This window comes from Streptomyces sp. NPDC005574, assembly GCF_040605435.1.
Taxonomy (GTDB): domain Bacteria; phylum Actinomycetota; class Actinomycetes; order Streptomycetales; family Streptomycetaceae; genus Streptomyces.
In genome coordinates this window covers 1-15,113 of record NZ_JBEXCW010000031.1, presented here as the reverse complement: position 1 = coordinate 15,113, position 15,113 = coordinate 1, and the positions used below count along the sequence as shown (strand labels likewise).

Here is a 15,113-nt window from a genome sequence, read left to right as displayed (position 1 = left end):
CCGATGGGTACCCAGAGTTCCGGGCCCGTACCAGCCGCCCCGCCGGACCGGTTTCAGTCTCCGTCGCCCTCACTCTCCGTCGGCCGCCTGGCGAGGAAGACGAGCTCGCGGCCGGGGCGGTCCGGGGCGTCGCGCACGTCTTCGACCAGGTACCCCCGCGCCGCCAGGTCCACCTCGATCTCGCGCCGCTCGCGGAAACGCAGCGTCGAATCGGAGGTCAGCACCTGCCCGTCCGACGCGAAGACGTAGGTCCACCGGAACGACACCAGGGGCGCCCTCACCCCGGTCACCTCGACCCAGCTCTCGACCGCGCCGACGCCCGCGATCTCGTGCACGCGGTACGACGTCTCCCGGTTCCACTCCTCCCAGGCCCTCCGCGCCGGGTCCCGGGTCTCGAAGGCCAGCAGCCCGCCCGGCCGCAGAGCCCGGTAGGCGCCCCGGAGCGTGTCGCGCCACGCCCGGGGCGCGGTGATCTGCTGGGCGACGTTCGCCGTCATGGTGGCCAGGTCGGCGTGCAGCGGCTCCAGGCCGGTCGCGTCGCCGTGCATCCAGCGGACCCGTGCACTGCCCGGCTTGCCGCGCGCCACGTCCAGGGACGCGCCGGCCGGATCGACCGCGACGACGTCGAGGCCCCGGTCGGCCAGAAGCAGCGCGAACACCCCGGTCCCGCAGCCGATGTCGAGGACCCGCCGCGCTCCGCACTCCTCGGCGATCCGGACGTACGCGTCGAGATCACCGCGGTCAGGGTCGAGCGGGTCGTGGATCGCGGCGAGCCGTGGATGCGTGAAGCCCTCGTCAGCCATGGCGTCGACCGTACGCGGAGCCGACATCACGCCTCCACCGGTTCGACCGCCGTCACGTCGAAGGGGGCGCGGTCACAGCTCCCTGGCGGGCCAGTCCAGCAGCCGCGCGCCGATGACAGCGGTCTGGAGCAGGTAGCGGTGGGCCGGGTCGGCGGGGTTGGCGCCGGTGAGTTTGTGGATGCGTTCCAGGCGGTACGTCAGGGCGCGCACGCTGAGGGTGAGCCGCCGGGCGGCCTCGGCGGCGACGCACCCGCACGCGAAGTAGGCGGTGAGCGTGCCGAGCAGGGGCTCCGCGCCGCCGCGGGCCGTGGTGAGCGGGCCGAGGGTGTGCAGCACGAGGTCGGCCATGGCCTGCCGGTCGCGGGTGAGGACGGGGTAGACCAGGAGGTCGGCGGCGCGCAGGACGGGGTCGTCGAGGTCGAGGCGCGCGGCGAGTTCAAGGGTGTTGAGCGCCTCCTCGTAGGACTGGACGACTCCGCCGGCCCCGGCCTGGGGGCGCCCGATGGCGACCCGGCCGCCGCCGGTGGCGGCGTGCACCTGGTGGGCGAAGTGGGCGAGGATGTCGTCCTGGTGGCCCGGGGCGACGCACAGCAGCCGGCCGTCCTTGGTGGTGAGCAGGATGTTGCGGTCGCCGAACCGGGCGATGAGGGCGCGCTCCACCTGCCGGGCGACCGGGTCGCCCTCGCCGTAGGCGGCCGGGCCCTCGGCGACTGCGACCGCGTGGGCGTGGGACAGCCGCAGGCCGAAGCGTTCGGCGCGTTCGGCGAGCCGCCCCAGGTCGCTGCGGCCGTAGAGCAGGTCTTCGATGAACTCCCGCCGAGCCGCCTCTTCCTGACGTACCGCCAGACGTTGGGCGCGTTCGTAGCCCTCCGCGAACGCGTCCACCGCCTGCTGTACGGCGGCGAGGGCGCGGTCGGCCGAGCCGGCCGGGCCCGGCCAGGCCGTACGGGCGGCGGTCAGGTGCGCGCTGACCAGTTCGCGCAGCCCGCGGCCCGCCTCGGCGGCCTGCTCTCCCGGGGCGCGCCGGGAGGCCAGTTCGTCGCGGGTGAGCCGCCGCCCGGTGACCGCGACCTCAGCGAGGATGTGGGCGTATCCGTCGAGACACCGGTCGGGATCCTGGTGGTCCGTCATCTTGTTCCCCCGTTCGTCGGCGTGCCGGTGGCGACCTGCTGACGCCCCGGCACGCAGACCCTAGAAAACGCTGCCGGGAACCGGCAATGCGGGGACGGGATCAGGCCCTGCACCATGGGGCGCGGGGAGCACTACGGGGGGTTCCGGTGCCGGACACCAGCAGGTGTCCGGCACCGAGACGGGCCCCTCGGCCTGTCCGGCGCCTCGCCGGGCGCCGCCCGGGGTTCCGGTGCGGGCACGGACCGGGCGCGTCAGCCTGCTGCCGCCCGGGGTTCCGGTGCGCGCGTGGGCCGGACGTGTCAGCCGGCTGCCGGCCGGGCGTGCTGGAGGAGGTGGTCGGCGAGCATCTCCAGCACGGCCCTGCTGTCCGCGCTGTTGCGGTCGACGAGCCAGGTCATGTTGAGCCCGTCGATGAGTGACTGCACGTACCGCGCGAGCACCGGCACGGGTTCGGTCCATTCGATTCCGGCGTTGTCGGCGGCCAGTTCGAGCAGGGAGGCGAAGGCCGTGAGGAAGATCTCGTACTGTCGCCCGGCGACGCTCTCCAGGCCCGGGGTGCGCAGCGCGTACTGGGTGAGCTCGTAACTCATCTGGTGTTCACCGGGGTTGGCCTCGAAGCCCTTCCAGAAGGCGTGCAGGCTGTCGAGGACGCTGTCGCGGATGTCCTTGTGCGGGGCGAACAGCCCGCGGACCTCGGCGACGTACCGCTCGGTGAGGGTCTCGGTGACGAGTTCGAGCATCTGCGCACGGGACGTGAAGCAGTAGTGGAAGGCCCCCAGGGTCATGCCGGCCTCGCTGACGATCGCCCGGGTGGTGGCCTTGGCCACGCCGTCCCGTGCCATGACCCGGATCGCCGCTTCGAGGAGTTCGGCCCTCCGGTCGCTCGCCGCCATGCGGGGCACGCGTACTCCTCTCGCTTCACCTGCGGGTTCTTCGGCGCCCGCAAGGATAACCAACCACACGCCACCGACCGGGACCCGGCCGCCCGGGCCGGCGGAGGTCGTCCGGCGGCGGCCCGCGCGGCCGGGTGAAGGTTCCTCGTCCCAGAAGTAAGTCAAACGTCCTGGACGCTTGACTTACTTCTGGGCGGTGGGCGACCGTAGCGAGGACCGACACCTGGCACGAGCACCGCAGGAGGCACGAGTGCGCCCGAAGGCCACTGTTGTTCCCGACGGGATGGACAGGATGGACAGGATGGCGGCTCCCGAGTCGTCGCGCCGGCCCGCCCCGACGCGGCGGGCGGGCCTTTCGCATGCCGCACGGCAGGAGTTCGGACGATGACCGCCCGGACCGCCTCCACCGCTGACGTCACCACGGCCGCCGGCGCCCCGGACCGGTTCGACCGGCTCCGGGCCGCGACCGCCGGACTCGAACCCCCCTTCGGCGTGATCGACCTGGACGCCTTCGACGCCAACGCCGCGGACCTGGAGCGCCGCGCGGCCGGCAAACCGATCCGGCTGGCGAGCAAGTCGCTGCGCTCCCGCGCCCTCATCCGACGCGCCCTCCAACGCCCCGGATTCCAGGGCATCCTCGGCTTCACGCTCCCCGAAGCACTGTGGCTGGCCGAGGAGTTCGACGACGTCCTCGTCGGCTACCCCACCGCCGACCGCACCGCGCTGCGCACCCTGGCCGCCGACGAACGCCTCGCCTCCCGAATCACGTTGATGGTCGACTGCGTCGAGCACCTCGACCTGATCGACGCCGCGACCGGCCCCCGTGCGACGCCCGTCCGGGTCTGCCTGGAACTGGACGCCGCCCTGCGGCTGGCCGGCGGCCGCCTCCATCTCGGCCCGCGCAGGTCCCCGGTCCACACCCCCGCGGAGGCGGCCGCCTTCGCCCGCCAGGTCGCGGCACGCCCCGGCTTCGAACTCGCCGGGATCATGGGCTACGAGGGCCAGATCGCGGGCCTCGGCGACAACCAGCCCGGTTCCCGGATCAAGCGGGCCGTCCTGCGGGCGATGCAGCACTCCTCCGCCGGGGAACTCGGCGAACGGCGGGCCGCCGCGGTCGCCGCCGTCCGGGCCGTGACGCCCCTGAGGTTCGTCAACGGCGGCGGCACCGGCAGCCTGGAGACGACCACCCGGGAGGACGCCGTCACCGAACTCGCCGCGGGCTCCGGCCTGTACGGTCCCGGCCTGTTCGACTTCTACCGGGCCTTCCGGCCCGCACCGGCGGCGTTCTTCGTGCTGCCCGTCGTCCGCCGGCCCACCGCCCGCATCGCCACGCTCCTGGGCGGCGGCTGGGTGGCCTCCGGCCCGCCCGGCCGGGACCGGATGCCCACGCCGGCCTGGCCACCCGGGCTGCGCGTCACCGCCACCGAGTCCTTCGGCGAGGTCCAGACGCCCCTGGTGGGCGGCCCCGCACCCACCCTGCGCATCGGCGACCGGGTCTGGCTACGGCACGCGAAGGCCGGCGAACTGTGTGAGCGCGTCGGCGAGTTGCACCTGGTCGGCGGCGACGAGGTGATCGAGACGGTCCCCACGTATCGCGGCGAGGGACGCCACTTCCTGTGAGCCCGTCTCCCTCGGTCGCGCACCTCGCGGCAGACCTGCCTCAGACCGGATCCGTGGGGATCGACGCCGAGATCCGGTCGAGGCGGCGGCCTATGCCGGTGAGCCAGGCGTCCAGGTCGACGAGGACCGGCTGTGCCACCGTCGTCTCCGGCATCGTGTCGGTCCTGGAGCCACCGTCCGATGCCCGCAGCGCCGCCGGGGCGGGTGCTCGGGGCCGGGCGTGGGCGTCCGACCGGGGCGTGGGGCCTTCCCCGGTTGCTGAGGGAGGGCCGGGGGCGGTGAGGTCGAAGCGCAGGAGGCGTTGCGTGCCCAGGAGCGTCTGGTGGGCGACGACGAGCACCGCGTGCCAGTCGGCGGGCGTGTCCGGCCGGTTCACGGACGGTTCGTTGCGGTACTGGGCGTACGCGGCCTCGGCCAGCCGCAGCCGGTGCAGCAGCGGCAGCGTCGGCAGGCTCGCGCGTGCGGTCGACGCGTCCGTCAGCAGGTCGGTGGTGGGCGGGATGAGGGCTCCGCACGCTCGCAACAGGTCCGCCATCGTGCGGCGGACCTCCCGCCGTCCCCCGGCCGGCCAGGCGAGCAGTCCGCACAGCAGGCCTATGAGGCTGCCGGTGACGACGTCGAGCAGCCGTATTTCTGACAGCCGCCAGTTCACGGGGGTGACCTGGGCGAACACGAGGGCGACCAGGAAGGTGAACAGGGCCTGGGCGCAGGTGATGCCCCAGCGCGGGCCCAGGACGAACGTCACGAGCATCGCCGGTACGAGCAGGGCCGCGTAGACGTCCGTGTGCCGGCCCACGGTGAGCAGCAGGACACCGGCCGCCGCTGCCCCGACGAGGTTTCCGGTCACCGCCCGCCGGATCGCGCCCCAGGTCGCGCCCACGGTGGTGCGTCCGAGGGTGAGGACCGCGAGCAGCACCCAGAACCCGTGCGCGAGGTCGAGCGTGCCGGCCACGAGCCGGGCCGCCGCGAGGCCCAGCGCCACCCGTACGGCGTTCTGGAACCACACCGAGCGGCGGGTGAGGTTGGCGCCCGCACGGCGTGCCCACAGCCGACCGGTCGGCAGATCCGCGTACCAGAAGACGTCACCCGCTGCCGGGGGCGCCGTCCGTCCGCGTTCCGCGATGCCCAGGGCGGTGAGGGCGACCCAGGTGGCCGCCGCGACCTCCAGCACCATGGCCTGCCTCCGCAACACGCCGATGCCGGGCCGCCGAGGGGTCGCGGCCTGCCGTACCCGCTCCGCCTGCGTCTGTCTGATCGACTCCTCCAGCGCGATCACCGACGGGGTGCCCGCGCCGGTGCGCAGGGCCGCGCCGGCCGCCGCGCACACCTGCGCGACGCGGGCGAGCAGTGCGGCACAGGAAGCGTCCGCGACGGGGGGCGCGCCGCGGGGCGCCGCCAGTTCGACGAAACCCTCCATCAGTCGGCGGCTCGCGGCGCCGGCCTGGCTCAGCGCCCGGTCCGTGCGTCCCGGGCCGGTGGGGCGGTGACCGGGCGGCACGTACGAGAACCGCAGCCGCTCGCCCCGCGCACGGAGGTCCTCGACGGGAACGTGACCACCGGCGGCCGCCGACGCGGCGGTGTCCAGGGCGTCGGCCAGCCGTCGGCGGTAGGTGGGCGCGGGCACACCGGGAAACAGGAGGGAGTTGCAGGCGGCCAGCGCGAGCACGCCCACCGCCGCCCCCACGAGCCGGGCCGGCAGGGTCTGCGGGGCGTACGGCGGGAAGCACGCCAGGATGTAGAACAGCTGAAGCCCCGGCGCCGCGCCCGCGCTGCGGGGACCGCCGGCGGGGGCGAACCCGAGCAGGAAGCCGACGACGGCCATGCCGGCGACCGCCGTCCAGGTGCTCGCCGCGAGCGCGGTGCCGAGGACGACGAGGAGAAGGCCGAACGGCAGCGCGCACACCATGACGCGCGCCCGCTGCCGGCCGGCACCGGCGATCGAGGCCAGGGGGCCCAGCGCGATCGGGGCGAACAGGGCGTACAGCGCCGCCACCGGTTCGTCGAAGCCGTAGAGAAACAGGTAGAAGCCGGTGGCGGCGGCGACCGTGGTCTGCACCGCCGGACGCAGGAACCTCGTCCAAGCCTCCTCGCGGACCATCTCCGCCTCCGGCCGCATCACCGTCACCGCCGTGTCGCGGCGTCCCCGCCGACGGTGCACCGGCGTCCTCGCGTCGCGCCCGCCCTCGACCATTGTCGGACCCGGGCGAAGGAAGTGCATGTCAGAGGGGCGAACCCGGGGGCGCGCAAGGGCTTGCCGCGCGCCGCCCGGTCTGGTTGGGTAACGCGCGCCGGACGCGACGGTCGCGCAGGCGGGAGGGGTCGGGCGGCGTGCGTTCCACGGTGCGGCAAGATGTCCAGAAGCCGTTGCCCGACGGGCTCGGCACAGCGATACGGGCGACCGCAGGCGACATCGCGGCGCTGCTGCGGTGCGTGTCCGACAGCGCGGTCCCGGTACCGGGCTCGGAGTGGACGGTCGGAGAGGCCGCCGCCCATCTGGCGCTGGCCAACGAGCTGATGGCCGACCTCGCGCGGGGCCTGGAGCGCCCCTACGGGGACGGCACCCCGCAGAGTCTGGCCGCGGCCAACGCGCGGTCACTCGCCCTGTTCGGCGAGCGCGCGGCCGAGCCGCTGGCGGCGAAGATCACCGAGCAGGCCGACGTGTTCCTCGACGCCGTGGAACGGCACGCGCCCGGCGACCGGGCCACCGCCGCGCCGCCGGTCGTGACACCGCTGGGCGCCATGGACCGGACCGTCCTCGCGTCCTACCTGCTCACCCACATGCTGGGCCACGGCTACGACCTGGCCCGCGCCGTGAAGCGCCCCCACATGATCGACCCGGACCGCGTCGGGCTGTGCATGCCGTTCATGCTGTCGGTCATGCCGCACGTCACCGACCCGGCCGCCACCGCCGGCCTCACGGCCCGCTACACCATCCGTCTCCGGGGCGGCGGTACGGCGTTCGGCGTCACCCTCACCGACGGCGCGGTCGAGGTGACTCCCGGGCCGCCGGACCGGTCGGACTGCACCATCCTGATCGAGCCCGTCGCCTTCCTCCTCATAGCGCTGGGCCGCCGCAACCCGTGGCGGGCCATCGCCCAGGGCCAGGTCCTCGCCCGGGGGCGCAAGCCCTGGCTCGCGCCCCGCTTCCCGACCCTGTTCGCCGCGCCGTGACCGTCCCCGGAGGCCACGGCTTCCGGGGACTACGACCGGCTCAGCGCCGCCACCAGTCGTCGAGCGGGGTGACCGGCACGGTCCGCTTGTGCCGGGTCGCGAGATAACCCGACTCCACCTTGGCCGCCAGGTCCGCCGTGACGTCGGCGCCTTCCAGATAGTCGTCGATCTGGGTGTACGTCAGTCCGAGCGCCTCTTCGTCGGGCAGCGCGGGCCGGTCGTCCTCCAGGTCGGCGGTCGGCACCTTCTTCCACACGCTCGGCGGTGCGCCCAACTCCTGGAGCAGCGCCGCTCCCTGACGCTTCGTCAGTCCGGTGAGCGGGGTGAGGTCCACGCCGCCGTCGCCGTACTTGGTGAAGAAGCCGGTGATCGCCTCGGCGGCGTGGTCGGTTCCCACGACGAGCAGACCCAGCTGTCCGGCGATCGCGTACTGGATCACCATGCGTTCGCGGGCCTTGATGTTGCCGCGGACGAAATCCCGCAGTCCGGGTCCGTCACCCGACAGCCCGCCCAGGCCGCCTGCCGCCTCGGTGGCGACCGCGTCCGCGCCCGGCTTGACGTTCACCGCGACGGACCGGTCGGGCCGGATGAACCGGAGCGCGATCTGCGCGTCCTCCTCGTCGGCCTGCACACCGTAGGGCAGCCGGACCGCGACGAAGGTGGCGTCATGGCCCTCGGCCCGCAGCTCCTCGGCGGCGAGCTGGCACAGCCTGCCGGTCAGCGTGCTGTCCTGGCCGCCGCTGATCCCGAGGACGTAACCCTTGGCCGGAGTCGACCGCAGGTAGTCCTTGAGGAAGTCGACCCGCTGCCGGATCTCGACCTTGGGCACGATGGTCGCCTTGACGCCGAGTTCGGCAAGAATCTGCTCGCGTAGCTTCGCCATGCACGTACTGTACTGGGCCGGGTCGGACCAGCCGGAAGACGGTTCGGGCGACGCCCGCCCGCCTTGGATCCGGGGGCATTTCTTCGGAAAGGGACCTCGGACGCGGCCGGCCCGGCCCCGCGACGTGCGGGACCGGGCCGGCCGGAACAGTGGGGCGCTGTCAGCCCTGGCGGGCCTTGAGGCGCGGGTTCTTCTTGTTCACGACGAAGACGACTCCCCGTCGGCGAACCACCTGAGCGCCCGGCTTGGACTTCAGCGCGCGCAGCGACTTGCGTACCTTCACAGCTCTGCTCTCCTCTTGCCTCTTGCCCGGCCCTCGGGGCTCGGCTACCGGGGACGGAAGGCGGTCGCCGGTCCTCGGCGCCGGCCCTTCGGCTCTCCGCCGGTGATCAGTGCCGGGTCGTCGCGGCCTGGCGGCCGTAGCGGCGCTCGAAGCGCTCCACCCGGCCCGCGGTGTCCAGGACCCGCGTCCTCCCGGTGTAGAAGGGGTGACTCGCCGACGAGATCTCGACGTCGACCAGCGGGTAGGTGGTGCCGTCCTCCCACTCGATCGACCGGGTCGAGTCGAGGGTGGAGCGGGTCAGGAATGCCGTGCCCGCAGCACGGTCACGGAAGACGACCGGCCGGGAGACGGGATGAATGGTGGACCTCATGGTGTTGCCTTCCTCATCGTCCCGCCGTCCGCGCCCGCGGGCGCGGACGGACAGGGGTGCTTCAGCGTTCCTCGCGGAAGGGGACGTGCTCCCCGGCCACCGGGTCGTACTTGCGCAGGACGAGCCGGTCGGGGTCGTTGCGGCGGTTCTTGCGCGTCACATAGGTGACGCCGGTCCCGGCGGTCGACCTGAGCTTGACGACGGGACGCGCGGTGCTGCGTGCCATGAGGTACTCCTTTCACCCACATCGCCGGCATTGAACGGTGCATGCCAGCTACATGGAGGGGAACACCTCCCCCCGCCGATGCATTCCCGGCCCGGCCGACGTCGTCCGGCGCCCGTGATCCGCGGGTGACCGCCCGGCGCAGCGGACGCGGTCAGCCCGCCGCGCCGAAGTGGCTGCCGGTGATCTCGCCGTCGTCCGTGCCGGCCGCGGCGACGCAGCGGAAGACGCGGAGTCCGTCGGCCCACTCCTGCGCGGACGGCGGAACGATGTCGGTCCGCCACGGCACGGTCACCTCGCGGCCCGCGGCCGACCGGGACCTGAGCGCGATGTCCCGTGCGCACAGCGCCCTGACGTCGGGGTGCCTGATCAGGTCCCGGGCGTTGTTCGTCATGCCGTCCTCGGGCAGCCGCGCGATGGCGAAGGTCTCCCAGACGTGTTTCACCTGGCAGTCCGCGCGGCTGACGGTGACGCTGCCGGAGATGTCGGTGATGCCGCTCCAGCACTCCGGGGTGGTGACACATCTGCCGCCCACGCCCTCGACGCCGGCGGCCGGGCAGTCCCGCGTGCTGGTCGGCGTCCCTGCGAACGCCGCGTCCGCTCCGGTGCTCGCACCCGACGAGGCGTCGGACCCACCCGTGCGCGCGGACTTGCCGGTGCCTTCTCCGGTGCCCTTGTCGGTGCTCGTGTCGGAGGACCGGTTCTGATAGGTGATCACCGTGAACGACACGCTCACCGACACGGACACCGCGGCCAGCACCGCGATCAGTCGATACCGCCGCCTGCGGTCGGGTTTCCGCCCGTCCGGTCGCGTGACGGCCGCCACCGGGTCGGTGCCGTCGGGCGGCGTGACCACCGCGGCCGGGCCCGCCCCCGACCGCGTGACGGCCACCGCCGGGCCCGACCCGTCCGGGCCGAGCGGTGCCCCCGGGAGCGTCGTCGGGAACGCGGACGTCCCGGCGCGGTCCCACGGTGGCGGTGTGTCCCGCCGGGCCGGAACCGTGGCCGCGGTGGACGGGGTGCGTACGTGACCGGTCCGCCGGACGGTGTCCGCGCGGACGGCGGCGAGGGCGTCGCGCAGGGTGCCTGCGTCGGGCATACGGTGCGCGGGGTCCGCCGCCAAGGCGTGCCCGAGGACCTCGTCGAGGGCCGCCGGCACACCGGGCAGACCGGGATAGGGCCCGGCGTGGCGCACGATGAGTTCCGCGATGCTGAGCTGTCCGCCGTCCTCGGGGAAGTGGAGTGGGCGGCCACGCAGCAGGGCGTAGACCGTCGCGGCGAGCGAGTACACGTCGCCCGCCGGAGTCGGCTCGGCCAGGTGGAACGCCTCGGGCGGCGCGTACGCCGGAGTCAACGCCTCCCGGGTGACCGACAGTTCACGGCCGGGCCGGGGCATGGCCGCCAGCCCGAAGTCGGTCAGGGCCACGGCACCGAACCGGTCGACCATGATGTTGCCCGGCTTGATGTCGCGGTGCAGCACGCCGGCGGCGTGGGCGGCGGCCACCGCGCCTCCCACGGCGACGCCGACGTCACACGCCTCCGCGACGGACAGGGGCCCGCCGCGCAGCAGCCGGTCGCCGAGAGAGCCACCGGGGCACAACTCCAGCACCATGTACGGCCGGTCGTCGGCGAGGACACCGGCGTCGTACACGGACACCACGTGCGGGTGTCCGGACAACTGCCCGGCCGCGGTCACCTCCCGCAGGAAACGCTGACGGTCGCGGGGCGAGGACAGCGTCCTGCTGTCCACCTTGAGCGCCACCTCGCGGCCCACGGCGAGCTGGGAGGCCCGGTACACCGTGGCGAAACCGCCCTGGCCCAGCACCCCGTGTATCTCGTATCCGGGCAGTTCCAGCCGTTCGGACCACATCGCGGTGACATCCCCCAGCGCGAGACCACCCGCGACGGAGTGTCTGACCGGGGACGCGCAGACTCTAGCGCGCCACCGGGACCGCCGGGCCGGCCGGCCGCGCGCGGTCGTCGTGCGGCAGGATGAGGGCATGAGCGTAGTCAAGATCAACGTACTGACCGTCCCCGCCGAGCAGCGGGAGACCCTGGAGAAGCGCTTCGCCTCGCGCGCCCACAGCGTGGAGAGCTCCGACGGGTTCGAGTGGTTCGAGCTCCTGCGTCCCACCGAGGGCACCGACGACTATCTCGTCTACACGCGGTGGCGTGACGAGGCGTCCTTCCAGGCGTGGATGGAGGGCCCCATGAAGGCGGCCCACCAGGGCGGCGGCACGGCCGGCGAGCGCCCCCGGCCCGCGGCGAGCGGCTCCACGCTGTGGTCCTTCGACGTGGTGCAGCAGACGCCGCCGAAGAGCGCGTAGCCGAGCCTGCCGGCGGGACGCCGGACGTCAGAGGACGCCCTGCCCCGTTACCGGGATCCTCGCGGGTCGTAGGTCCGCCGCGCCTCGGCGAACCAAGGCCGGGCCGGCCCGAAGCGCCGCCGCCGGTCGGCGTGCCGACAGGGGTCCGGAACCGACCGGGTACTGGGTGCCGCCGTCCGCCCGGACCCTCTCGTACGCCGAGCGGTTCGCGGTCGGCGGGCGCCACACCGTCGGCGTGTCCCCGGGAGGCGTGGTACGCGGGAGCGCCGGCAGGTACGGCACGGCGCCGGGTCGTCGCCGCCCCCCTCACCCGGCATCGCGCACCCGGCACCTGGCACCGCCCCGCACTCGCACCCGGCACCGCCCGACACCCCCGGGCCCCACCGTTCACCGCCCACCGGTCACCGCCCGTCACCGCCTCACACCGCCCGCCTGGTGGCGTCCGCCCGGTGGTGCGACGCTGGACGGGCAAGGTGTCCGAGGGGGGGAAACCCGGGAGGGCCGATGGGACGGGACGTCCCGGCCGTGGTCTTCACCCGTGAGGACCGTCGCCGGTACCGCATCAAGATGCACGAGTGCCTCGACGCCTTCGCCCAGATGCTGCGCGAGTCACGGTTCGAGTCCGAGCGGCCCCAGGTGGGGCTGGAGATCGAGCTGAACCTCGTGGACGAAGCCGCAGAACCGACCATGCGCAACAGCGACGTGCTGGAGGCGATCGCGGACCCGACCTGGTCCACCGAGCTGGGCCGCTTCAACCTGGAGATCAACATTCCGCCCCGCGGGCTCACGGCGGGCGGCCCCGACTCGTGGGCCAACGAGATCCGGGACGCGCTGAACCACGCGGAGCAACGCGCCCGGTCGGTCGACGCCCGCCTGATCATGATCGGCATCCTGCCCACCCTCCGGGAGGAGCACGCCGGCGAGGGAGCGCTGTCGGAGAACCCCCGCTACCGCCTGCTCAACGACCAGGTGTTCGCGGCCCGGGGCGAGGATCTGCGCATCGAGGTGGACGGCGTCGACCGGCTGCGGACCTACGCGGACACGATCACGCCGGAGGCGGCCTGCACCAGCACCCAGTTCCATCTCCAGGTGTCCCCGGACGAGTTCGCCGACTACTGGAACGCGGCTCAGGCGATCGCCGGGGTCCAGGTCGCGCTGGCGGCGAACTCGCCGTTCCTGTTCGGCAGGGAACTCTGGCACGAGACGCGTATCCCCCTGTTCGAGCAGGCCACCGACACCCGCCCGCAGGAGATCAGCGTGCAGGGGGTGCGTCCCCGGGTGTGGTTCGGAGAACGATGGATCACCAGCGTCTTCGACCTCTTCGAGGAGAACCTGCGCTACTTCCCGGCCCTGCTGCCGCTGTGCGACGAGCAGGACCCGGTGCAGACCCTGGACCGCGGCGACATCCCCGAGCTGGCCGAGCTGAGCCTGCACAACGGCACCATCTACCGCTGGAACCGCCCGGTCTACGCCATCGCCCACGACAAGCCGCACGTCCGCGTGGAGAACCGGGTGCTGCCGGCCGGCCCGACCGTCGCCGACACCCTGGCCAACGGCGCCTTCTACTACGGCCTGACCCGCGCCCTGGTCGAGGAGGACCGTCCGGTGTGGTCACGGATGTCCTTCCAGGCCGCCGAGGACAACCTGCACACGGCGGCGCGGCACGGCATCGAGGCGCTGCTGTACTGGCCGGGTATGGGCGAGGTGCCGGTGCCCGAACTCGTCCTGCGCCGTCTGCTGCCGCTGGCGCACCGGGGGCTGGAGCTCTCCGGGATGGACACGGCCTGGCGGGAGCCGCTGCTGGGGATCATCGAGCAGCGGTGCGTGACGGGCCGGAACGGGGCCGTCTGGCAGAAGGAGATGTTCCACGCGATCGACTCCTCCGACCGTTCCGGCCGCCGTGAGGCGCTGCGGAGGATGACGCAGCTGTACATCGACTACATGCACCTCAACGCCCCGGTCCACACCTGGCCGGTCGACTGACGCGGCCGGCGCCGGGTTCCGACGCCGCGACCTGGGTGGGTCCACGGAGCCGGGGGGGTGAGGTCGCCACCTCGGAGCGGTTCACGGACAGCGGGAGCACCGACCCGGTGGTGATCCGGCGCCTGTTCGGCCGACTCCGGGCAGTCGGCCCCACGCGCGGCGCGTCGCCGTAAGGGGCTGGACGCTGAGCCGCGAACTCGCCACGATCATCCGGCTCCAGGAGTACGACTCCCTCGGGTCGGCCCCCCTGCGCCGCCCAACAGACATGCCTGGACGGCCCGTTGTGGTGTGCCACCCCATATCAGCGGGCGGTTCACGCTTCTACGTTCCCTCTCCATGACACAGACCAGAGCCGCAAGCCGTCCCGTCCTCCTGGCGACCCTCCTTCTCGCCCTTCTCTCCGTGTTGCTCACCCCGGGCCGCGCCTCTGCCGCCTCCCTCCAGGAGGTGACCGGGTTCGGCAGCAACCCCGGCGCGCTGCGCATGTTCCGCCACGTGCCCGACGGGCTGCCCGCCGGCCGTCCCGTGGTGGTCGCCCTGCACGGCTGCACGCAGAACGCCGCCGGCTACGGCACCGGCAGCGGCTGGCTCCAACTCGCCGACCGCTGGGGCTTCTCCGTCGTCCTGCCGCAGCAGCAGACCGCCAACAACGCGTCGAGCTGCTTCGACTGGTTCCAGAGCGGCGACATCGAGCGCGGCAACGGCGAGGCCGCGAGCATCGCGCAGATGGTGGAACGCCAACTCGCCGACGTCTCGGGCGACTCGGCGCGCGTCTACGTCACCGGGCTCTCCGCCGGCGGCGGGATGACCGCGGTGATGATGGCCGCGTACCCGGAGAAGTTCGCCGCGGGCGGTGTCGTCGCCGGCCTGCCGTACGGCTGCGCGCAGGCCGCCGCGTCGCCGTACGTGTGCATGTACGTCGGCGCGACGCAGACCCCTCGGCAGTGGGGAGACCGGGTGCGGGCCGCGAGGCCCGGCTACGCCGGCCCGTGGCCCGCGCTCACCGTCTTCCAGGGCACCGCCGACTACACGGTGAAGCCCGTCAACATGACGGACCTGACGGCACAGTGGACCGACGTGCACGGCGCCGACCGGACCGCGGACGTCAGTGACACCGTCGCCGGCTACCCCCACCAGGTGTTCCGCGACCCCTCCGGCGGTACGGCGGTCGAGACGTACAGCATCACCGGCATGGGCCACGGCCAGCCCGTCGACCCGGGCAGCGGCAGTGAGCAGTGCGGGGTCGCGGGGGCCTACGTCCTCGACGTGAACCTGTGCGCCGCACAACGGCTCGGGCGTGCCTGGGGACTCGGCTGACCGGACTCGACCGACGCGGCGGCCCCCGCGACCGGCCACCGGCCACCGGCCACCGGCCACCGGCCACCGGCCACCGGCCACCGGCCACCGGCCACCGGCCACCGGCCAC

The 15,113-nt window shown here is 73.5% G+C and carries 14 protein-coding genes; 5 read left to right on the top strand and 9 right to left on the bottom strand.

The annotated features are described in order from the left end of the window. Nucleotides 1-53: 53 nt before the first annotated feature. The 3 genes from ABZT03_RS21075 to ABZT03_RS21065 form a co-directional block, all read right to left on the bottom strand. A complete protein-coding gene (locus ABZT03_RS21075; protein ID WP_356041451.1) occupies nt 54-803 on the bottom strand; it encodes a class I SAM-dependent methyltransferase in 750 nt (249 codons plus the stop codon). A gap of 72 nt (nt 804-875) precedes the next feature. Then, a complete protein-coding gene (locus ABZT03_RS21070; protein ID WP_356041449.1) occupies nt 876-1,934 on the bottom strand; it encodes a helix-turn-helix domain-containing protein in 1,059 nt (352 codons plus the stop codon). Between the two features lie 299 nt (nt 1,935-2,233). Beyond that, nucleotides 2,234-2,827 carry a TetR family transcriptional regulator gene (locus ABZT03_RS21065; protein WP_356041544.1) on the bottom strand — a complete coding sequence of 198 codons (594 nt, stop codon included), beginning with the start codon at nt 2,825-2,827 and terminating at the stop codon, nt 2,234-2,236. Nucleotides 2,828-3,211: 384 nt separating this feature from the next. Here ABZT03_RS21065 and ABZT03_RS21060 point away from each other — a divergent pair, with 384 nt between their 5' ends. Beyond that, on the top strand, nt 3,212-4,447 hold the full coding sequence (locus ABZT03_RS21060; RefSeq protein ID WP_356041447.1) for an amino acid deaminase/aldolase: 1,236 nt from the start codon (nt 3,212-3,214) through the stop codon (nt 4,445-4,447). Nucleotides 4,448-4,487: 40 nt separating this feature from the next. Here ABZT03_RS21060 and ABZT03_RS21055 read toward each other — a convergent pair whose 3' ends face one another. Then, nucleotides 4,488-6,605 carry an FUSC family protein gene (locus tag ABZT03_RS21055; protein WP_356041446.1) on the bottom strand — a complete coding sequence of 706 codons (2,118 nt, stop codon included), beginning with the start codon at nt 6,603-6,605 and terminating at the stop codon, nt 4,488-4,490. Nucleotides 6,606-6,775: 170 nt separating this feature from the next. Between ABZT03_RS21055 and ABZT03_RS21050 the strand changes: the two genes are divergently transcribed. Continuing rightward, the gene (locus ABZT03_RS21050; RefSeq protein ID WP_356041444.1) at nt 6,776-7,618 is read left to right on the top strand and encodes a maleylpyruvate isomerase family mycothiol-dependent enzyme; all 843 of its coding nucleotides are present in this window, start codon (nt 6,776-6,778) and stop codon (nt 7,616-7,618) included. Between the two features lie 40 nt (nt 7,619-7,658). Here the strand turns inward: ABZT03_RS21050 and nadE are convergent, their stop codons facing one another. The 5 genes from nadE to ABZT03_RS21025 all read right to left on the bottom strand — a co-directional run bounded on the left by nadE (nt 7,659) and on the right by ABZT03_RS21025 (nt 11,247). Further along, on the bottom strand, nt 7,659-8,501 hold the full coding sequence (gene nadE, locus ABZT03_RS21045; RefSeq protein ID WP_356041442.1) for an ammonia-dependent NAD(+) synthetase: 843 nt from the start codon (nt 8,499-8,501) through the stop codon (nt 7,659-7,661). A gap of 160 nt (nt 8,502-8,661) precedes the next feature. Next, nucleotides 8,662-8,784: a 50S ribosomal protein L36 gene (locus ABZT03_RS21040; protein ID WP_356041440.1), complete on the bottom strand. Its 123-nt coding sequence runs from the start codon at nt 8,782-8,784 to the stop codon at nt 8,662-8,664. Between the two features lie 106 nt (nt 8,785-8,890). Next, nucleotides 8,891-9,154: a type B 50S ribosomal protein L31 gene (locus tag ABZT03_RS21035; RefSeq protein WP_356041438.1), complete on the bottom strand. Its 264-nt coding sequence runs from the start codon at nt 9,152-9,154 to the stop codon at nt 8,891-8,893. Nucleotides 9,155-9,215: 61 nt separating this feature from the next. Further along, nucleotides 9,216-9,380: a 50S ribosomal protein L33 gene (gene rpmG / locus ABZT03_RS21030; protein WP_356041436.1), complete on the bottom strand. Its 165-nt coding sequence runs from the start codon at nt 9,378-9,380 to the stop codon at nt 9,216-9,218. Between the two features lie 151 nt (nt 9,381-9,531). Beyond that, the gene (locus ABZT03_RS21025; RefSeq protein WP_356041435.1) at nt 9,532-11,247 is read right to left on the bottom strand and encodes a serine/threonine-protein kinase; all 1,716 of its coding nucleotides are present in this window, start codon (nt 11,245-11,247) and stop codon (nt 9,532-9,534) included. A gap of 130 nt (nt 11,248-11,377) precedes the next feature. Between ABZT03_RS21025 and ABZT03_RS21020 the strand changes: the two genes are divergently transcribed. From ABZT03_RS21020 to ABZT03_RS21010, 3 genes are all read left to right on the top strand, one after another. Then, nucleotides 11,378-11,704: an antibiotic biosynthesis monooxygenase gene (locus tag ABZT03_RS21020; protein ID WP_356041433.1), complete on the top strand. Its 327-nt coding sequence runs from the start codon at nt 11,378-11,380 to the stop codon at nt 11,702-11,704. Nucleotides 11,705-12,208: 504 nt separating this feature from the next. After that, nucleotides 12,209-13,687: a glutamate-cysteine ligase family protein gene (locus ABZT03_RS21015; RefSeq protein WP_356041431.1), complete on the top strand. Its 1,479-nt coding sequence runs from the start codon at nt 12,209-12,211 to the stop codon at nt 13,685-13,687. A gap of 336 nt (nt 13,688-14,023) precedes the next feature. After that, nucleotides 14,024-15,004 carry a PHB depolymerase family esterase gene (locus ABZT03_RS21010; RefSeq protein ID WP_356041429.1) on the top strand — a complete coding sequence of 327 codons (981 nt, stop codon included), beginning with the start codon at nt 14,024-14,026 and terminating at the stop codon, nt 15,002-15,004. The last annotated feature ends 109 nt before the right edge of the window (nt 15,005-15,113 follow it).